24 protein-coding genes are annotated in these 19,303 nt (G+C 37.3%); 12 read left to right on the top strand and 12 right to left on the bottom strand.

Going from position 1 to position 19,303, the window contains the following annotated elements:
• The 3 genes from C0Q33_RS02215 to C0Q33_RS02205 form a co-directional block, all read right to left on the bottom strand.
• Window positions 1-991 (bottom strand): metallophosphoesterase family protein (locus C0Q33_RS02215; protein ID WP_101476964.1); only part of this gene is annotated, 991 nt, incomplete at its 3' end.
• A gap of 1 nt (window position 992) precedes the next feature.
• Complete coding sequence (locus C0Q33_RS02210) at window positions 993-2,513, bottom strand: ATP-binding protein (RefSeq protein WP_101476963.1); 1,521 nt, start codon at window positions 2,511-2,513, stop codon at window positions 993-995.
• Complete coding sequence (locus C0Q33_RS02205) at window positions 2,510-3,349, bottom strand: DNA double-strand break repair nuclease NurA (RefSeq protein ID WP_101476962.1); 840 nt, start codon at window positions 3,347-3,349, stop codon at window positions 2,510-2,512. The genes C0Q33_RS02210 and C0Q33_RS02205 overlap by 4 nt, the downstream gene beginning before the upstream one ends.
• 92 nt (window positions 3,350-3,441) lie before the next feature.
• Between C0Q33_RS02205 and C0Q33_RS02200 the strand changes: the two genes are divergently transcribed.
• A complete protein-coding gene (locus C0Q33_RS02200; RefSeq protein ID WP_245867287.1) occupies window positions 3,442-5,031 on the top strand; it encodes an aldehyde dehydrogenase family protein in 1,590 nt (529 codons plus the stop codon).
• Here the strand turns inward: C0Q33_RS02200 and C0Q33_RS02195 are convergent.
• The gene (locus C0Q33_RS02195; RefSeq protein ID WP_101476982.1) at window positions 5,013-5,864 is read right to left on the bottom strand and encodes a proline dehydrogenase family protein; all 852 of its coding nucleotides are present in this window, start codon (window positions 5,862-5,864) and stop codon (window positions 5,013-5,015) included. The genes C0Q33_RS02200 and C0Q33_RS02195 overlap by 19 nt on opposite strands.
• 128 nt (window positions 5,865-5,992) lie before the next feature.
• On the opposite strand from C0Q33_RS02195, the gene C0Q33_RS02190 reads away from it, so the two are divergent.
• Both C0Q33_RS02190 and nadA read left to right on the top strand, forming a co-directional pair.
• A complete protein-coding gene (locus C0Q33_RS02190; RefSeq protein ID WP_101476961.1) occupies window positions 5,993-6,811 on the top strand; it encodes an aspartate dehydrogenase in 819 nt (272 codons plus the stop codon).
• Window positions 6,812-6,902: 91 nt separating this feature from the next.
• Window positions 6,903-7,841, top strand: a complete 939-nt coding sequence (nadA, locus tag C0Q33_RS02185; RefSeq protein WP_101476981.1) for a quinolinate synthase NadA — start codon at window positions 6,903-6,905, stop codon at window positions 7,839-7,841.
• Here nadA and nadC read toward each other — a convergent pair.
• Genes nadC through C0Q33_RS02170 form a run of 3 tightly spaced genes read right to left on the bottom strand, consistent with a single transcriptional unit; the run spans window position 7,834 to window position 9,496 of the window.
• Window positions 7,834-8,661 carry a carboxylating nicotinate-nucleotide diphosphorylase gene (gene nadC / locus C0Q33_RS02180; RefSeq protein ID WP_101476960.1) on the bottom strand — a complete coding sequence of 276 codons (828 nt, stop codon included), beginning with the start codon at window positions 8,659-8,661 and terminating at the stop codon, window positions 7,834-7,836. The two genes, nadA and nadC, sit on opposite strands and share 8 nt — an antisense overlap.
• 1 nt (window position 8,662) lies before the next feature.
• Complete coding sequence (gene spt4, locus C0Q33_RS02175; protein WP_101476959.1) at window positions 8,663-8,851, bottom strand: transcription elongation factor subunit Spt4; 189 nt, start codon at window positions 8,849-8,851, stop codon at window positions 8,663-8,665.
• A 6-nt stretch (window positions 8,852-8,857) separates the two neighbouring features.
• Window positions 8,858-9,496 carry a DNA-directed RNA polymerase gene (locus C0Q33_RS02170; protein WP_101476958.1) on the bottom strand — a complete coding sequence of 213 codons (639 nt, stop codon included), beginning with the start codon at window positions 9,494-9,496 and terminating at the stop codon, window positions 8,858-8,860.
• A gap of 88 nt (window positions 9,497-9,584) precedes the next feature.
• On the opposite strand from C0Q33_RS02170, the gene C0Q33_RS02165 reads away from it, so the two are divergent.
• The 3 genes from C0Q33_RS02165 (at window position 9,585) to C0Q33_RS02155 (ending at window position 11,707) form a co-directional block, all read left to right on the top strand.
• Complete coding sequence (locus tag C0Q33_RS02165) at window positions 9,585-10,667, top strand: Mrp/NBP35 family ATP-binding protein (RefSeq protein WP_101476957.1); 1,083 nt, start codon at window positions 9,585-9,587, stop codon at window positions 10,665-10,667.
• A gap of 25 nt (window positions 10,668-10,692) precedes the next feature.
• Window positions 10,693-11,187, top strand: a complete 495-nt coding sequence (locus tag C0Q33_RS02160) for a GTP-dependent dephospho-CoA kinase family protein (protein ID WP_101476956.1) — start codon at window positions 10,693-10,695, stop codon at window positions 11,185-11,187.
• A 157-nt stretch (window positions 11,188-11,344) separates the two neighbouring features.
• A complete protein-coding gene (locus C0Q33_RS02155) occupies window positions 11,345-11,707 on the top strand; it encodes a SprT family zinc-dependent metalloprotease (protein WP_101476955.1) in 363 nt (120 codons plus the stop codon).
• A 7-nt stretch (window positions 11,708-11,714) separates the two neighbouring features.
• Here C0Q33_RS02155 and C0Q33_RS02150 read toward each other — a convergent pair whose 3' ends face one another.
• Entirely contained in the window at window positions 11,715-11,903 is a 189-nt protein-coding gene (locus C0Q33_RS02150) for a hypothetical protein (protein WP_101476954.1), read from the bottom strand.
• A 75-nt stretch (window positions 11,904-11,978) separates the two neighbouring features.
• Window positions 11,979-12,236, bottom strand: coding sequence for a DUF2024 family protein (locus C0Q33_RS02145; protein ID WP_101476953.1), 258 nt, complete (start codon window positions 12,234-12,236; stop codon window positions 11,979-11,981).
• A 284-nt stretch (window positions 12,237-12,520) separates the two neighbouring features.
• Between C0Q33_RS02145 and C0Q33_RS02140 the strand changes: the two genes are divergently transcribed.
• Window positions 12,521-13,702, top strand: a complete 1,182-nt coding sequence (locus C0Q33_RS02140; RefSeq protein ID WP_101476952.1) for an NAD(P)-dependent malic enzyme — start codon at window positions 12,521-12,523, stop codon at window positions 13,700-13,702.
• A 107-nt stretch (window positions 13,703-13,809) separates the two neighbouring features.
• Here C0Q33_RS02140 and C0Q33_RS02135 read toward each other — a convergent pair whose 3' ends face one another.
• Window positions 13,810-14,250, bottom strand: a complete 441-nt coding sequence (locus C0Q33_RS02135) for a hypothetical protein (protein WP_101476951.1) — start codon at window positions 14,248-14,250, stop codon at window positions 13,810-13,812.
• A gap of 275 nt (window positions 14,251-14,525) precedes the next feature.
• Here C0Q33_RS02135 and C0Q33_RS02130 point away from each other — a divergent pair, with 275 nt between their 5' ends.
• Both C0Q33_RS02130 and C0Q33_RS02125 read left to right on the top strand, forming a co-directional pair.
• The gene (locus tag C0Q33_RS02130) at window positions 14,526-15,362 is read left to right on the top strand and encodes a CBS domain-containing protein (protein WP_245867286.1); all 837 of its coding nucleotides are present in this window, start codon (window positions 14,526-14,528) and stop codon (window positions 15,360-15,362) included.
• A gap of 9 nt (window positions 15,363-15,371) precedes the next feature.
• Window positions 15,372-15,761, top strand: coding sequence for a cyclophilin-like family protein (locus tag C0Q33_RS02125; RefSeq protein ID WP_101476950.1), 390 nt, complete (start codon window positions 15,372-15,374; stop codon window positions 15,759-15,761).
• A 131-nt stretch (window positions 15,762-15,892) separates the two neighbouring features.
• Here the strand turns inward: C0Q33_RS02125 and C0Q33_RS02120 are convergent, their stop codons facing one another.
• Together C0Q33_RS02120 and C0Q33_RS02115 are read right to left on the bottom strand one after the other, a co-directional pair.
• The gene (locus C0Q33_RS02120; protein ID WP_101476949.1) at window positions 15,893-16,303 is read right to left on the bottom strand and encodes a Mov34/MPN/PAD-1 family protein; all 411 of its coding nucleotides are present in this window, start codon (window positions 16,301-16,303) and stop codon (window positions 15,893-15,895) included.
• Window positions 16,300-17,409, bottom strand: a complete 1,110-nt coding sequence (locus C0Q33_RS02115) for a cupredoxin domain-containing protein (protein ID WP_101476979.1) — start codon at window positions 17,407-17,409, stop codon at window positions 16,300-16,302. Before C0Q33_RS02115 ends, C0Q33_RS02120 begins: the two co-directional genes overlap by 4 nt.
• Window positions 17,410-17,508: 99 nt before the next feature.
• On the opposite strand from C0Q33_RS02115, the gene cyoE reads away from it, so the two are divergent.
• From cyoE to C0Q33_RS02100, 3 genes are all read left to right on the top strand, one after another.
• A complete protein-coding gene (cyoE, locus tag C0Q33_RS02110) occupies window positions 17,509-18,390 on the top strand; it encodes a heme o synthase (RefSeq protein ID WP_101476948.1) in 882 nt (293 codons plus the stop codon).
• Window positions 18,391-18,478: 88 nt separating this feature from the next.
• Window positions 18,479-18,859 (top strand): response regulator, encoded by a 381-nt coding sequence (locus C0Q33_RS02105; RefSeq protein WP_101476947.1) that lies wholly within the window; start codon window positions 18,479-18,481, stop codon window positions 18,857-18,859.
• A gap of 98 nt (window positions 18,860-18,957) precedes the next feature.
• On the top strand, window positions 18,958-19,296 hold the full coding sequence (locus tag C0Q33_RS02100; protein WP_101476946.1) for a coiled-coil domain-containing protein: 339 nt from the start codon (window positions 18,958-18,960) through the stop codon (window positions 19,294-19,296).
• Window positions 19,297-19,303: the final 7 nt, after the last annotated feature.

Below are 19,303 nucleotides of genomic sequence, written 5' to 3'. Positions count from 1 at the left end.
TATGCATCTCTTCTTCTATTTTTAGTGGCTTGTCCATAAAGACAGAACCGCTTGTCTGCTCAGTAGAGATGTGTTTCCAAAGGCAACGTAGTGTAAGATCTGTCAACTTTGAGAGTTGAGATTGAACCAGTCCGGGCTCTACCTCACCTACAATTTTTAATTCTATGATTGGTTTTCTTGCATATGATTTGATTTTTTCTGCAAGTGTGTTTACATCATTTGAGATATCCTTCATAGAAGTTTTTACAGACATCTGAGGTCTGATGTCAAGTTTTATCCATGTTGGTATGGCTTCTGATTTTGAAATATCTACTTGGTAGAATCCCTTTTGTGTATCCTTTATTCCCTCGCTTGATGTGAGTTCGATTGACCCTGGATATGCTAATGGACCTCCTAAATGTGAGAATCGTTTCAAATCTTGATCATGAAGATGCCCCATTGCATAATATGTAAAATTCTTTGGAAGATCTGTAGAGTTTAGTTCAGCTGCAAATTTGTTTATCTCTGCAATTCCTTGGTGCAAAACCAATATCTTGTGTCCCTGATGTTTCTTGGCCTCTGCATCAACTCTTGCAAAATCTTCTTCAAATGTTTCAATCTCTGTCTTTCGGCGTTTGTCAAATCCTACAATGAATACATCTTTGTAAATTATTGGCTTTCCGTCTCCTATGTATTTTGAAAAATCTAAATTGTGGTATACAAAAGGAACAGGGGTTGCTCTTATTCTGCTGATGTCATGATCTCCTAGGATGAAAAAAGAATCTATGTTATTTTGTCTCAAACGCTTTAGTGCATTTGCCAAAACAACAATTGCCTTTCCACTTGGGTTTGGGACGTGAAATATGTCTCCTGCCAGTATGACAAAATCAACATGATCTTTTATTGATGTGTCAATTGCCTCATTGAATGCCAAGTATACATCATTTTCACGCTCTTCAGAGTGATATTGAACAAAACCCAAATGTGTGTCAGAGATATGTGAAAAGATCATCTCAATCTAGCAGTAAATCTTTTTGAACCATGGATTTTGTTGATTCCTTTGCAATCTCTTTGAACTTGTCTGTCTGACTCCATTCTGAGACTGCGTCCAAATCTGAGCCTGATTTCTTACTCTTTACCTCGTCTACATGCACTATTGAAGGCAGATTTACCCATTGGCCAATCAGTACGGCGTCTCCAATGTTTAACGATGAGAGCTGTGAAAGCAGGTCCTTACTTAGTGATTCTGCTGCAGATGCAATCTGTTGTTGATCATCATCTTGAACTATCTTCATTATTGCAAGAGAGCCCATCTGACTTAGTACATTGGGATCAATATTTCTTGGTCTTTGAGAAACAACACCAAGGCCGATTCCAAATTTACGGCCCTCCCTTGCTACTTTTGATGCCCAATACTTTGTATCGGTATGCTCGCCCTTTGGAATAAAGACATGGGCTTCTTCTATTATTACAAATATTGGAGCAAGAAACTTGTTGATTCTTTTATGTGACGACTTGCCTTTTCTTTCCCATACTGCATCTTTTCTTTGTTGTAATAATTCTTGTAAATAATATGACAGTCCTGCATTTGCTTGTCGTTCGCTGAGCTCAGATATGTTCAAAACATTTACTCTGCCTTCCTTGATCAAGTCTACTGGATCTCCGCAGTCTGGGTCAAGGATGTCTGAAAATCTATGTTTTGCATCATCGATCTTATCTAATACTCTACTTGCACTATCTGCATAGCCCTTTGTTGTTCGTCCATAAGATGACACGCTGTCTTCTAATGATTGCCAGAAATCCTTTGACTGTTTTACTGATTCTGTAAGTGATTCACGCAATACTCTTTGTTGCTTGTCTGCATTTTCCCTAAGTTCTATTACTTCAGCTAGCTTGTCTGCAGGCAATAGTCTAGGATTTATCTTTGCCATCATGTAATTTATCTTGGAGACATCGAGACTTTCATAGTCATTGTGATAGTCAAAAATAATCAGTGTACCGTTTAATGAGCTGATATGTCTTGCAATTAGGGAAACAAGATTACTCTTTCCCATCCCTGTCATTGCAAGTATGGCTAAATGCCTTGATACAATTTTGTTGATATTGATCTTGGCTTCGATAGTTGAATTTCTTAAAAGAGAGCCAATTCTAATCCACTCACTTGTTGTAGGGCCAAATATCATGCCTAAATCCTTCTGTGTGGCCTCGATAATCGAAGTTCCTGGCAGTGGGGGAACTGCAGGCAAAATCATCTGTCCTTTTTGTAATTTATCTAAAAATCCAAGTATTCCAATTTTTACCTTGTAGTTTTTATCTCTTGAATTGATATCTGCAACTTCCTTGCTTTCTACTGCTTCGTCAAAATTTCGAACATCGGTTAGTGCTTCACTTGATATCATTGATTTTTCAACAAGACCTAAAATCCTGCCGTCCTGTGAATCAATTATTACATATTCTCCAACCGAAAGTGGCTTTGATGATTGCGCCGTAACATCAGTCGGTCTTGATTCTCCAATTACTACACCTATTGTCAATTCAATACCTCTCTAGAACCTACCTCATTTCCAAGTCCATATAGACTAACAAGTCTTGCCAGATCTGAATTGGTGATCTTACAATTTTCATGTGCAAGTTTTAATGAATATGGATATCCACCCACACTATTTTTTGTTATCATGTCAAGTAATAATTTTATTTCATTTTCATTATGATCTGATCCTAACAGTTCAATCTTGATTAAAGGAGTAGAATCTCTTAGTCTTGCATAAACATATGATACTACTTTACCAGGTCCCAAACTGTTATCTACAAATATCTTGCTAAAGCCAGGCCTCTTGACTGCGTGGTTGTAATAAAAAATATCTCCTGCAACTGAGCCAAGTTTTCCAAAATAGTTTCTAGCAGATGATGTCTTTGATATGAAAATTACATTGTTTCTCTTTTTTATTGCGGTAGTGATTGAACTTCCAAGTGCGGCCTGTCTTGTAAGAAACTGTGAATATAGCGAACCATCTAGAATTACAAGTTCTGCCTTGTCAACAGAGTTGACACAAGCTTCTACTTCCATTCTACTTGCCTGCGTCTCAAGCTCAGGTGTTGGTTGCCCTAATCCCTGGTTGTGGGTCTCTGTTATTATCTGACCGTCTGATTTTATAGATACTCCAGTTACTACCCATAACTCCAGTCCTTGAAATTTTGTACTGTTATAACTACTGTCTATTCCTGCTATGTCAGAGTCCTTTTTCTGAGGGGTATATTCTAGCCAGTTTTCCTTGGCTGTTTTAATAATTTGATCAAATTTCTCACCTTTGAAGATAGATCGTGCCTCTTCTCGTTTCTTAATTGCATCACGATATACCGTATTGAGCATAAGACACCTTTGCCTACACGGATAAAATGTTTCTCGTTTGAATTATGTTTGTCCTCCAGTTAATACAAAATCAACTTTTAGCGAACTAATTAATGGCAGTAAATGGTAATTATATCATGTTTGAAAATGAAAGGACTTGGGGCAGATTTGTAGATAATAATTCAACTGATGAATTTCATAAAAAGTTTGATGATGCTATAGATGAGGCACGAAAAGACTTTGGAAAAAGTTATCCTATGATTATAGGAGGTAAAGAGATATTTTCTGATAATAAATTCCAAGTAAGATCACCTGCTGACAAGAATTTGATCCTAGGACACTTTCCCATGGGAACAAAAGAAGATGCTCTACATGCAATTGAATCTGCAAAGGAGTCATTTCATAAATGGTCTCTTACTCCATATCAAAAAAGAGTCCAGATATTCCGAGATGTTGCCGATGTATTTTCTGAAAACAAATTCCGCCTTGCTGCAATTCTTTGCTTTGAGAACGGAAAGAACAGACTAGAATCCATGGGAGACTTGGACGAATCAATTGACTTTATGAGATTTTATGCAGAACAACTTGAAATTAATACTGGATTTTCAAAGGAGACAAAAAATGCAACAACGGGAGAGAAGACAAACAGCGTTCTCAAACCGTACGGAGTTTGGGGAATCATATCTCCATTTAATTTTCCATCGGCAATTGCAATTGGAATGACATCGGGTGCTCTAATTACTGGAAATACAACTGTTCTAAAACCATCAAGTGATGCACCCATATCTGCATTCAAGTTTGTTGAATCGATATACCACAAGCTTCCACCGTCCACAATTAACTTTGTAACAGGTTCTGGAGGAACAGTTGGGAAAACAATACTTGAGAGTCCTCTAGTTGATGGTATTGCTTTTACTGGTTCAAAGGATGTAGGCATGAGGGGCTACTCTACATTTGCTATGGCTAAACCTCGTCCGTTTATCTCTGAGATGGGAGGGAAAAATCCTGCAATCATATCTGCAACTGCAGACATTGAAAAAGCATCAGACGGTGTTCTAAGAGCAGCATTTGGATATGATGGACAAAAATGCAGTGCGTGTTCTAGAGTATATGTGCAAAAATCAATTGCGAACAAGTTTTTGGAAAGACTGGTTACAAAGACAAGTGCGCTAAAGATTGGAAAACCATGGGAAAAAGATGTCTACATTGGGCCAGTCATAAATGACGAAGCGGTAAAAAAATATCAAAAATCATCCGAACTTGCTAAAAAAGATGGCAAGATACTCTGCGGAGGTTCTATAATCTCTGATGCATTACACCAAGATGGAAATTTTGTAGCACCTACAATTGTTACAAATCTTCCAAAAGATCACGAACTGATACGAGAAGAATTATTCTTACCGTTTCTCTGTGTTGAAGAGTTTGATACATTTGATGAGGCACTTACACTTGCAAACAAAAGTAACTATGGACTAACTGCTGGAGTTTTCAGTCAAGACAAAAACGAGATTGAAAAATTCTTTGAAAAAATTGAGGCGGGAGTTACATATGCAAATAGAGCAGCTAGTGCAACCACTGGTGCTATGGTTGGGGCGCAGCCATTTGTTGGGTGGAAAGAATCTGGAATATCTGGAAAAGGAGCAGGTGGTGCATACTATCTCTTACAGTTTCTACGAGAACAAACTCAGACTCGATGTGAGTGAATAAACGAACTTCCAAGTAACAGTATGTTTCTCTTTCTTTCTCGTAGTCTTCTTATTGAATAAGGTAGCCAGTTGGTGCCATATGGAATATACTCTGACACCAAAAATCCACTTTTTACCAAAATAGGTTTTATCTCATCTCGTATTCCTTTTAGCATTTGAAACTCAAACTTTTTTTCATGTTTTTTTGACAAATTTATAGCAAGATCAATTAGCTTGGAGTCATGTGTTGCTATTGCAAATTCATTTCCTTGTTCAAATAAAGTTAGCATCAATTTTTTGTAATTTTCATCAACCTCATGTCTTGTCCTGTATGCGTTCTTTGGAGTTTCATGATATGCACCTTTTACTAGGCGAATCTTGGCACACTTTTCTAGAAGCATTTTCAGGTCATCTTGAGTACGTTTGAGGTTTGATTGAATGACAACTCCCAATCTCTCATATTTTTCAAAAAGATTCAGGTATATTTTGAAAGTGACATCAGTATGTTCTGAGGACTCCATGTCTATCCAGACAAAAGACTGGGATTGCAATGCTTTTTCTATTATTTTATCAAGGTTCTCAAGACACTCTTTTGTATTAATGGATAGGCCTACCTGAGTTGGTTTTACTGATAATCCTCCAGAAATCTTTGATCTGCGCAAGTTTGAGACAAGTGTGAGATAATCTGAAACTGTTTGACTTACTTGAGCCTTTGATGTCATATGCTCGCCTAACTTGTTCAAAATTGCACCCATTCCATTGATGTTTGCCTGACGTGCTGACTTGAGGGCATCTTCCATGGTATCACCAGCAATCCACTGTTTTGCTATCTTGAATAGGACTTTTTCCATTAGTGTAGATTCTTGTTTTTCCAAATTACTCTAATGATATATGCGGGTTAAGATAATTCAATATTCTGTTAAACACCATGGTTGTCTAATAACAGATTTAACAAGGACGAGTACTTGAGACATTTGTATTGAAAAGAGTAGGACTACTTGGATGCGGCGCAATTGGAACAGAGATTGCACTTGCAATAGACTCTGAAAAAATCTCTGCAAAACTTACTCATGTCTATGATTTCTCAAAAGAAAATTCCCAGAAACTAGTTGATAAATTAGAAAATAAGCCTGTTATAACAGAAAATGTTGGATTGCTTGCAGCTTCTCCAGTTGATCTGATAATTGAAGCTGCATCACAAGATGCAGTGCGAGATAATGTACTGAGTATACTTCAGAATAGAAAAGATGTAATGATATTGAGTGCCGGTGCTCTTTTGGATGAAACTATATTTGATATTGTAATGGACGGTTGTAAGGATTTCAACAAACGAGTCTATCTTCCATCTGGAGCAATAATTGGACTCGATGGTATTAGAGCAGTACAGGATGAATTGGAATCTGTAGTTCTTGTGACTACCAAAAACCCGAAAGCGTTGAAGGGCGCAAAATTCTTTGAAACCTCAGAAATTAATCCTGATGAAATAAAAACAATCACTACAATATACGAAGGAAATGCACAAGAGGCAGTAAGACTATTTCCTGCAAACATCAATGTAGCTGCACTTCTAAGCCTTGCAGGAATTGGTAGTGAAAAGACAAGAGTAAGAATAGTTGCAGACCCTGCCACTGACAAGAACACTCATGAGATACAAGCTCAAGGAAAGTTTGGCAAATTTTCAATAAATGTGGAAAATGTACCTAGTCCAAGTAATCCAAAGACAAGTAGACTTGCTACTTTGTCTGCAATAGAGTGCCTCCGAAAGATTTGCGGCACTACGCTAAATGTGGGTGCATAAATGGTAAATTTTGCCACGATTGTTCCACGTGGCAATAAATTTGTCAATACCATGACCCTTTAAAGACGAATCATTGCTACACTATTCTGCAATGGATATCAAATCTGAGATACTGCGACTAAAAAAAGAAAAGGACATTCTAATTCTTGCTCATAATTATCAACTACCTGAAGTACAGGATATAGCAGATTATGTGGGGGACTCGCTAGGGCTCTCAAGACAAGCTGCGAACACTGACTACAAGACCATTCTATTTTGTGGGGTTCATTTTATGGCAGAGACTGCAGCAATAACTTGTCCAAACAAAAAGGTCTTGATTCCAGACCTCGCGGCTGGATGTTCTCTGGCTGATACGATAAATGCAGACGAGTTGAGAAAATGGAAGTCAGAACACCCGGGAGCAATTGCAGTAGGTTATGTAAATACATCTGCAGAAGTAAAGGCCGAGCTTGATTACTGTTGCACTTCGTCTAATGCTGTAAATGTTGTAAAATCAATTCCTGAAGACAAGGAGATCTTGTTCTTGCCAGATATGTTCTTAGGCTCTTATGTTGCAAAGATGACAAACCGTCATAACATGTTCATCTGGGCAGGAGAATGCCACGTTCATGCTGGAATAAGATCACAGGATGTGCAACAAAAACTCAACGAGTATGCAAATGCAGAATTTTTAGTTCATCCAGAATGTAGTTGCACATCTTCAGTGATGTATGATATTGCATCAGGGGATTATGGTTCAAGGCAAGTCCAAGTTTTATCTACAGAAGGAATGATGAATCATGCTAAAAACTCTGCATCAAAACAATTTGTTGTAGCAACAGAGACTGGCATATTATACAGGATGAAAAAACTCAATCCTGATAAACAATTCATCCCAATGTCTGAAAATGCTATATGCAAATACATGAAGATGATAACTCTAGACAAGGTACATGCCTCATTAAAAGAAGAAAAGTATCAGGTAAAGGTTCCGAAGAATATTGCAACTAAAGCCCAGGTTGCAATAGAGCGCATGCTTGCAATCAATTAACTTCAAGGCTCAGATCAAGCCCTGATACCGAACTTGTCAGTTTTCCAATGGATATCATATCCACACCTGACCTTGCATATTGTGTGACGTTTGAATGATTTATTCCCCCCGAGGCTTCAATTTTTACTTTATTTCGTAAGTTGAGTTGCTTTAATTTTTTTATTATATTTTTAATCTGCATGGGAGACATGTTGTCAAGCATGATTATGTCTACCCCCTCCTTTGCTGCCATTGTAGCATGATGCAAGCTTTCAACTTCAACCTCAATTTTCCTGTGTTTTTGTTTTGCACGTCTTATCAAATCTAAAAGTGAGTCTGTTGCTGCAATATGATTATCCTTTATCATGACCATTTGATCAAGGGCCATTCTGTGTCTATGACCTCCTCCAATCACAACTGCGTCTTTGTCAAATATTCTAAGGCCTGGTGCTGTCTTTCTTGTTGAGTAGAGCCCAACTTTGGGGTTTGCGGCACGAATTTTTTTTGCATATGCGTTTACCTGGGTAGCAATTCCACTCATTCTTGACATTAGGTTTAGTGCGGTTCTCTCACATGATAATATTGGATATACATCGCCAGATATTGTGATTATCTTTTGATTTGGGATAATTGATTGTCCATCTTTTCTATGTATTGTAACTTTGCAATTTCTTGATTGGAAAATCTCTTTTGCATATTGTACGCCTGCCACAATGCCGTTCTCACGAGATATTATACTTGCAACAATTTTTTTTCTTGGAAGTAATCTGCTAGTAATATCACCCCTTCCAATATCCTCAGCAAGAAAACTTTCTAGATATTTTTTTGCACTTGGTTGCAACCTAGGTTACCTTGAGTGCATACTTGCCTTTTTCTTTAATTCCTAAAGATTTGGCAACAACAGAATTTGCTGGGTCTACAACTAAGACTGAACTACTCCAGTCCGGACTCAGATCAGATGATTTGCATATGGGACATACTTTACCTACTGTTACAAATTTACACTTGCGACATGCCAACTCTCTAACCATTTCTTATCATTTTTTCTCCGCTGTCTTTTTGGGCTTGTCCGTAGCTGATGTCTTTGTAGCTGCAGCTGCTGGTGTCTTTGTAGCTGGAGCAGCTGGTGCTTTTGCTTTCTTTATTTCTTCTTCAATCCATTCATCTGCCCCCAAGAATGGTTGTCTACATGTGATTCCAACTTTCATAGCTGCGGTCTTGCCAATTGATACTGCAGTAATTCTTGCACGAAGTGTAGTTCCAATCTTCATTGTTCTTCCACTCTGGTTTGCAAGGATCATGCCAGACTTGACATCGCTTTTGAGATAGTCGTCCATAATTTGTGACAAGTGTAATAGTGCATCTGTTGCACCAATTCTGACAAATGCTCCAAAGTCTGTAATCTCGACAATTTCTCCACGAACAATTTCTTGGAGTTTTGGTGAAAATGTTAATGCAGTAAATTCTACTCTGTGATATGTTCCTCCGTCTCCAGCAATTACCTTGCCCATTTTTTCTACCTTGGTTTCAAGTATCATGATGACATAACCAAGTTCTGGATTTATCATACTCTCATATTTTTCTCTTAAAATTGTAATAGCTGCTTTTTTTAGCGACTCTCCAAATAGTTTAGGCGGTATCCTAACTACATCAGTAAGGGTTGATATAGAAAACAATCAAAAAATTACATAAAATTTGAATTTATGAATCTTTGGATGTGATTTTTGCCTATGTTTAAATATCGTATTCATGATTTTTTACTTTATGGTCTCAGTTGATCAAATCCTTACTACTCTTAGTACCGTAATTGACCCCGATCTCAAAAAGAGCATAGTCTCCATGGGCATGATTAAAGACATTGAGATAAACGGAAATGATTTGAAATTTACACTTGAACTTACTACTCCTGCTTGTCCCTTCAATGATGAAATAGAACAAGATGTACGAGCTGCAATTGCTACAATAAAAGAAGTTTCAAAACTCGATCTTAAGGTTACTGCCAAAGTCATGGAGGGACGTTCCCTTAGTGTAGATCAAATGCTACCAACTGTAAAAAATATCATCGGTGTTGCAAGTGGTAAAGGTGGAGTGGGAAAAACTACTGTATCTGTAAACTTGGCACTTGCATTGGCCCAGACCGGTGCAAAGGTTGGATTACTTGACGCTGATATCTATGGACCAAGTGTTCCGCTAATGCTTGGAATGGGCAAGGCCTCGATGGAAGTTGACAATAATAAATTACAACCAGCAGAATCACATGGGATCAAAGTTGTATCGTTTGGTTTCTTTGCAGAGCAGGCACATCAGGCCGCAATTTATCGTGGTCCGATAATTTCTGGAATCTTAAAACAATTCCTAGTTGATACAAATTGGACTGATCTTGATTATCTCATAGTGGATTTACCACCCGGGACGGGGGATATTCCACTGACACTTGCCCAGACTATTCCTATCACTGGAATAGTTGTTGTTACCACTCCGCAAGAAGTTGCAAGCAATATCGCAGTCAAGGCATTTGGTATGTTCCAAAAATTAAACATACCAATCATGGGTGTGATAGAAAACATGAGTTATTTCATATGTCCTAAATGTACTGAAAAGCATTACATCTTTGGAAGAGAGGGGGCAAAAAGAATGAGTGAAACGCATAACCTTGCATTCTTGGGAGAGATTCCACTTAATCCTGGAATAATGGAGGGTTCTGACAGTGGAAAACCAGTACTTGTAACTGATCCAAATTCTAGCATGTCTCAATCTTTTATGATTGTGGCAAAGAACGTGGCTGCCAAGTGTAGTGTACTTGCGTCTCAGCTAAGTGAAGAACTAAAGGCTGAAGTAGCTACATAAAAATAGTTGAAAACAAAAGAAAATTGTGCGTCTGCCTGAAAATTTACGTGACCAATTAAAAAAACCGCTTGGCATTTTACTACTAGACTCTGACACTACGAGTATCAACATTTCAAAAAATATTCCATTAGGTTCTTTTATAATCACTGTGGGTGACGCCACTACAGAAAAAATGATAAAGTTTGGCTTTAATCCGGCATTGCAGATTATAGACTCGATAGAAAAAAGAAGCAAGAGGGATTTACCAGCGGGACATGCCGAGACAATTCTTACCTGTACAAACCCTGCCGCAGAAATAACTCAAGAAAGCATATCTGTAATTCAAAAAGCATTTGGTATGACACCGCCAGTTAGAATTATTGTATCTGGAGAGGAGGACTTGCTTGTACTTCCAGTTGCAGTATATGCGCCTGATAATTCTGTAATTTTGTATGGTCAACCAAATGAAGGGTTAGTCATTGTACTTGTAACAGAGGAGGTAAGAAATAGAGCTAGGTCCATAATGAGCTCTATGAGTTAGTGGGGAATGAGGAGACGGTGGCTGTATGATTTGTGATTAAACTAACGGATTTCTGACCCTACTTACCACTTTAGTGGTAAAAATAAAAAATTACACAACCGCTGGCATACATTTTGACAATATGCATTAAACTTGGGATTTCTTGCTATCATGTTCTGTGAAGTTAGACTCTGATCTTCGTTTTAAGATATTAGAAAAGGTAGGAATCTATTGTGCACGATTTAGTATCTCAGAGCCAAAGATGTTGCTGACAACAAAGGAGGTACTGGAAATGCCAAAGAGTGTGACTGAAGGTAGAAGGACATCAGCTTACAAGTATCTTGGCGTGTCCTATATTATGGACAATGTTGTCTTTATCAACGTAAGAAAGATTCCAGATGAAAAAGTGCTTGAAAATACTATAGTCCATGAGCTAATCCATATGAGATTTCCATATCTTAGTCATGGTAAGAGATTTAACAAAATGGTTCGACGTGGGCTTGCTGGTATCACATTCAAGCCATATTCTAAAAGAAAATGACTTGAAATTATTTCTCTTCTATCACTGTAGTCATGTCAAGCTTGTCTATCTGAGATTCTATGGTTTGTTTCATTGTTTCTTTATGCTGAGGACAAAATTTGAAAAAAGCATCTACTGTTTCAAAGCATCCGCATATCCACCTTGTCTGAATGTCTCCTTCGATTGAAAGTCTGCTATACTTGATCTTTTTTGTCATGGGATGATATGATATACATGACGCTAATGGTGTTTTTAAAAATAGTGTTTGGATTAAAAAATTAAGTAGATATCTTTACGGACAGCCTTCCATCTTTTGGATGAAATAGCCTTTCGTTTGGATCTCCTTTGCAATGGGTTCTGGTGCACCTTGTGAGTGGCAGAACTGACATTCCTCAGTTGATACCTTTGAATCGGCTTCTCCGACTGTCTTGAGCCATTCCTTTGCATACTGGATTGCTTTTACATGATCCTTCTGACTGGTAATGACGTCAAAATGCATCGTGTGGCCATCCTTTGCCTCTACGTATGTATCGTATACATGAATTTCCATATCTGTACTCTGAAATAGTTCTATTTAGAGGTTCAAAGTTAGATAGTTCAGACATGCAATAGATCAAAGTTACACCATTTCAAGGTGCGATCATTGTTTTTTAAATATCCTCGATGAAGCAGGCATATTCAAGACTTTTTCTTGAAGGCCCTGTTTTTTTAAAACTATGCCCAACCATGCCATTTTTTATGCTCTACTGATTATTTTGTTGTCAGTATTTTCTCTTGGTTGGGGGCTAACTATATGACTAGAAAGCTTACAAAGGTCTAGATTAGATCTATTTCATGGTTTTGGATGATAATGGTAAAAAAGCAATCGCTCTTCATAAATTACTCAAGGGCAAAATCATTGTTACGGGAAAGATTAGAAAACTAAAGCGTAATCAAATAAAATTAATTTATACGCCTGGTGTTGCTGCCGTTTGTGATGAAATTTACTCTCATCCTGAAAAAAAATATGAGTTTACTTCCAAGGGAAACAATGTGGCCATAGTTACAGATGGTACTAGAATTCTCGGGCTGGGAAATATTGGCCCTTATGCTGCTCTGCCAGTCATGGAGGGAAAAGCCGTCTTGTACAGAGAGTTTGGTGGCATAAGCGCTTTTCCAATATGTTTGAATGAAACTAATAAGGAGAAAATAATTGCCACGATTAAAGCCATTGAACCTGTCTTTGGTGCAATAAATCTTGAAGATATAGAATCACCCAAAGTTTTAGAAATCTCGGAAGAATTGGAAAATTCTCTTTCAATACCTGTATTTCATGATGATAGGCATGGTACCTCTGTTGTTGCCCTTGCAGCACTCTTGAATTCACTAAAACTTGTTCACAAGCAATTACAATCCATAAAAATCGTTGTTGCTGGTGCAGGTTCTGCTGGTTATGGTATAACGAAGTTGGTTGTTGCAGCTGGTTGTAAAAATATCGTCGTTACAGACTCTGAAGGCGCAATTTACAAAGGAAGGACAAAAGGCATGAACAAATACAAACATGAGTTGGCAGAAATCTCAAACCCCAAAAGAGAAAAAGGTGATCTTTTTGATGTTATGAAAAACGCAGATGTATTTATTGGAGTTTCAGGAAAAAAAAATCTATTAAATGACAGAATTATAAAAAGAATGAATAAAGACTCAATAATTTTTGCACTGACAAATCCTAACCCTGAAGTAAAACCCGAGATTGCCAAGGCAGCTGGTGCTAAAATCGTCGCAACTGGAAGTTACCTCTATCCTAATAAGGTCAATAACGCACTGGTATTTCCTCATATTATGAGAGTTATACTGGATAAGAAAATAAAAAAGATAACAACTGATCTGTTGATTGCAACAGCACAAGCTATTGCTAAAACTATTCCTGAAAGAAAAATACGTTATGACAACATAATTCCTGATATGTATGATAAGAATATACGAAAGAACATATCTAATTCATTATCAAAACTGCTTGCAAAAAGGTCACAAGTTTAAAAAATCATGCAAACCTCCACTTGTTTCAAATTTTATTTGATCACTGTTTTAAAATAAAATTTTTCTAATGTGGTGATTCAAAATAAAAAGGATAAAGCTCCTTTACACTAGTTTCGTGTAGGTGTGCATGCTTGAACCCAATATTGCATTATGCCTTGGTCTAGCCCAGTGAACAATTTTGCATTCTCGTTGAATGTATTGATTGATTGCTGAGTAGCATCGATTGCAGTCAGTATTGCTTTATTTTGTAGTTCATGTGCCTTGATGATTTCTTCAGTTGTGCCATTTACTATCTTTGCCATAGCTGATGTAACACCTGTGCTCATGCCACATTTGGTTGCAAATTCCTGAGTCATGGATATGGTAGATTCTACTGCTTTTTTCCATGCTGCAATGTATGAACGCTGAAGACTTGTTATTGATTGATGATATTGTGGTATTGATTTTTCTACCTCATCAAAAAATCTGTCTGCGCTATGCTTGTAGACTGAGTGGATTTCTTTTGATTCTGTATTGAACTCTTTTGGTTCCTGTGTTGGTTTACTCATGTATTACCAATGAATGGTATTTGCTTATATATCTATTGGTAATTATTGGTAATGATTGGTAGTTAAAACCAATGGATATACGAGTTGAAACGCCAGCCTAAAATCACGCAAATATGATTTTTTGATATTTTGCTCAGGTACAAAATAATGTCCAACAAATCCGTCCCATGGATTTTTTAATCTATTTCAAATTTTTGACAAATAAAAAATATTGTAATTTTCAGACTTGATAATTAATCCCTAGTTTTTATGTATATTACTTACAAGATATTTCCATGACTACTGCCAAAGAACTAATGCATAACCCACTGTCTATCGCAGAGAATTCAAGTGTTTCACAGGTAATATCCAAACTGCTTGATCTTAACAAAAGTCGTCTTGTGATAACTAATGAACACAAATCAGTTGGCATTGTAACAGAAAAGGATGTTGGCTTTTTCTTGTTTGCAGAAAAATCAAATCAAAGCCTTGACAGAATACCGCTTACACAAATAATGAAAGGACTGGTATATGCAGATGGCGCGACATCAGTCGTATCATGCGCAAAGAAGATGATTGAAAAAAATATTAGCTCACTTGCAGTGGGAAATGAAAATAACCTTGAGGGAATATTCACAAAAACTGATCTTGCAAAATTTTATTCAATACATCATACAAAAAAATACACGGTTGCAGACTATATGACTGATCATGTATTTACAGTACATGACACTGCCTCACTAACACGAGTTATGGCAAAGATGCTTGAGCATAAAATCTCAAGAATAATCACTAAAGATCAACATGATAATCATCTTGGTGTTATATCGTTTAGAGATTTCTTCAGGGTTGCACTTGAACTTGGAGTCGAGGATTTATCCGATGATTATTCGTTATCAGATCATATTAGGAAAGGCTTTGTCTCATCTGAAGGATTTGGAGCCATAACGCTGGCAAGCGAAATTATGACAAGAGGAATATTTTCAATAAAAAGCAACCAAGACCTTGCAAAAGCATGTAGGGTCATGATTGATCACAATGTGAGTGCCTTGGGAGTGCTTGATGCGACAAGTAGAATCTCTGGAATAATAAGCAAAACTGATGTTACACGTGCTCTGGCATCGCTTGCCTGATTTTCTAACATGCTATCTAAAATCACAATCACTCTTCCACAAAACAAATCTCTGGAGATTGAACTTGATGATTCCATTGCACCAAAGACAGTGCATGCAATTCTGGACAATCTGCCAATTTCTGTAGATGTACATATCTGGGGGGAAGAAATGTACACTGACCCAATCCCTGTCATGGTACAAGGAGAAAACTCAAAACCACTAGTAAATTTACTTGATGTTGCATATTGGCCTCCTGGACAAGCTATTTGTCTATTCTTTGGACCGACTCCAATTGGAAACAAAGGTGAGATCAAGCCTTATTCGCCTGTAAATGTAATTGGAAAAATTATATCAAAAGATGTAAAAATTCCAATAAATCTTGACGGAGAAAAAATAATTTTAAGATCATCTTGCTAAAGCCTTTTAGATTAGTTTGCCTAATACTTGTCGATGTGGGGCAAGCACGAATTCAAATGTAAAGACTGTGATACCACTTTTACAGACAAGGACCACCTTGAACGACACAAACACGTTCACAAAAAGTAAAATTACAAAATCTTTACTGGAACTGGGACTAAATCCAAATCGTAGATGTATGCTTTAAACTCGTCATGCATGTTTGAAAAAATAACCCATGGTACTGGATTAATTTCCATGTATTTCTTGTCAGTTGTTGATGGGTGTGCCATGGATGATGGGTGTGAATGAAATATCGCACTTACTTCGAGATTCTCTCTCTCTGAGGTATCATACGCAAGTATCAGTTCCTCAGGTGATATTGTAAAATTTACTGGTGAGTTTTCTATATTTTTTGTAAGAAAAACTTCCTTGACTATCACATTACCATTATCTGTTTTTCCAAATAGTATGGCACACGCCTCGTTTGGAGAATTTTTTTGGGAATGCTGTCTTAGCGTATCAATTTGATTTTTAGATAAAACTATTGACTTTACTGTCATCCTACTGTAACTTTTCCAGTCATCCATGGGTGGACTGTACAAAAGTATGGAGTTGTTCCAACAGAATCAAATTCGTGGGTAAATGTATTTCCAGGTTTTATCAAGTTAGAATCAAATATTCCTGATGAGCCTGCATTAGGGTCTCCACTGGTTACAGTATGTGCTACACTGTCTGCATTTGTCCAGACTATAGTAGTTCCAGTCTTTACTGAAATTTCTGCAGGATCAAAGTATTTCTGACTGGTAGCTTGTTTTGCGGCACCCGCTGCTATTGTTACATTTGCAAATACTGGCTTGACAGGAGCTGTTATGATTATTTTTCCTGTCATAAATGGATGCACTGTACAGAGATAATCATATTCTGTAGCATTAAGTTTTGATGTATCTAATTGGTATGATTTACCAGCTGCTATTATTCCAGAATCCCATACTGAACCATCTGGCGCACTAGTTACTGTATGTGGTACTTTATCATTATTTGTCCATTTTATTATGTCCCCCTTGGGAACCGTAATCGACGCAGGGGTGAAGTTTGGATTTCCTTGCTGTGATGAGTTGAGTGGAATATTAATTGTGACAACTGGAGCAGTGGAGGATGTGGCATTAGGTACTGTAGCCTGTGTTACATTATTTCCCGGTGTGTGAAATGAAAATTGAGCTCCTGGTCCGATAAAACCAAATACTGTATATGATGTAATTGCAGTCAAAGATGCTAGTACAAATATTACTGCAATTGGTTTAAAGTATTTTGGAGTCTTCATTGCAGCAAATCCAATTACAACGGTTGGAACAATTATCATGATTAGTATTCCAACAAATAATGGCAATGATGTGATTACTTTATTCAAACTGATTGCATATGTTCCAACAGATCCTGCTATGCCAAAGATTACTAGCGTAGTTGCCTTGGCACGTCCGCTAGTAGATATTCCACCACTTAGCATTCCTGCTGATAAAAATACCAAACCGATAAACAACGTCAATCCTGATAATGCCTGCATTCCTGTAAGGAATGTGTTGGCAATGCCCATGTATGATAAAATAACGCCTCCAAGACCTATTGCAGATAGTCCCATTCCTGGCATCATTAGGTCCCAGTCACTCATTTGAGGTAGTTTCACGTTGTGTAATACTTAATTCTTTTGAACCGATGCTAAGAGGGAATCTTCGAAGAAATTAAATTCCCTGCAAATTGCCCAAGATCCGTGGGATTAAAGGAAGTACTTGAAATATCAAAACCTAGAATCATAGTTTTACTTGTTATTACGGCAATTACCTCAATGTATGCTGCAAGCATACTGATAATGCATGCTCCTCTGAACTATACTACATTTCTTGATCTCATAATGGCAGGTATACTCTCATCTGCCGGATCAAGTGCTCTAAATCACTATTATGACAGAGATATTGATCCGTTAATGAAACGAACCAGTACTAGACCAATTCCTTCAGGAAGAATGTCTGCACGTAATGTTTTGATCTATGGCCTTGCAGTAAGCTGCATCTCTGTAATTTATGCCTGGTTTACACTAAATCCCGTATCGACATTTTTCATTGCTTTAGGGATATTTTTCTATGTGATAATCTATACCGCGTGGCTCAAGCGCAGTAACTGGTCCAATATTATAATTGGTGGATTTGCAGGAAGTTGTGCGGCCATGGCAGGATGGGCTGCAGCAACGGGCTCTATGGATATTCTAGGTGCATTGGTGGGTATTCTAGTCTTTGTCTGGACGCCCTCTCATTTTTGGTGCCTTGCAATGAAGATGAAAGAAGAATATACAGCTGCCAAAGTTCCAATGCTTCCGGTACTAATTGGAATGCAAAAAACTTCCAAGTATATTTTACTCAACACTGCTATCTTGTTACCATATTCTGTTATGCTTGTAGCATTTGGATTGGGTTATGTATATTTGGTAACGGCTCTAGTATCAGGAGGTTTGATGTTTGTATATCATTACAAACTAACAAAGACCCCAACTTCGGAATTTGCATGGAAGGCATACAAGGTGACTGCACCATATCTTACAATAATATTTGTAGCAATTGCACTTGATGCGGCATTTCACTTTCCGGTAATAAAATAATTTCAATGCCAATTATGATTTAAACACAGACTAGGTGTATCCTTTGAAACCTAAAATTATTTAGGATACTTGATTTGTTTGTATATAGTTGAGAATTCTAGCAATAGATGATAATAGAACTATAACAAACATGATTAGGGAATATCTGAATTCTCGTGGTCATGATTGTCTAGTATCAAATGATGGGAGAGAAGGATTGAACATGATTTTAGAACAAACGTTTGATGCTATATTGCTAGATCTTGCCATGCCAAAATTTTCAGGCTATGATATTGTTAAATCACTGATACAGACAGGTAAAATAAAAGAAAATAAAATACTCGTATTTTCAGCAGGTGATATTTCAGAAGGTGAACTAAAGATATTGCAAGACAATGGCGTTAATTGTTCAATGCACAAAACAACTGATATGCTTGCCATGGAGAAAACAATTCAAAACACGGTGGACAAATCAAATGATTTGCCATGATTCTGTACGACATCTGGGGTAAATCTTGAACAACTGTTTCTGTACAAGTGTCATTCACTTACTATATGCTTAACTAGGAACTTGGCATATCTTCAATCGTGGGTCCAAAAATGCCAGGGATGGATAGATTTCGTTCATCATCAAACAAAGTAGAAGAAGAATTAACGTTAATTCATGATGAAATAGATGTGGTGAATAAAAAAATAGATGAGACTAGCAATAGAATAAAAAAATTAGAAGAGGATCATATACGTCTTACAACCAGGATAGACAAGATGGATAATGGATTGACAAACGAGGCCAAAGTTTTATTTGACAGCATAAATGAGATGGGAAAGCAAAACAGCAATGAGATTGATGTTTTAAAACGCGTCATGGATGTTGCACAAAGAAGACTGGTAATTCTTGAAGCTAACATGAAAGAGCTTGGCAAATAGTTTTTCT

The organism is Candidatus Nitrosotalea bavarica (assembly GCF_900167955.1).
GTDB classification, from domain to species: domain Archaea; phylum Thermoproteota; class Nitrososphaeria; order Nitrososphaerales; family Nitrosopumilaceae; genus Nitrosotalea; species Nitrosotalea bavarica.
This window is presented reverse-complemented; position numbering and strand designations above follow the sequence as displayed.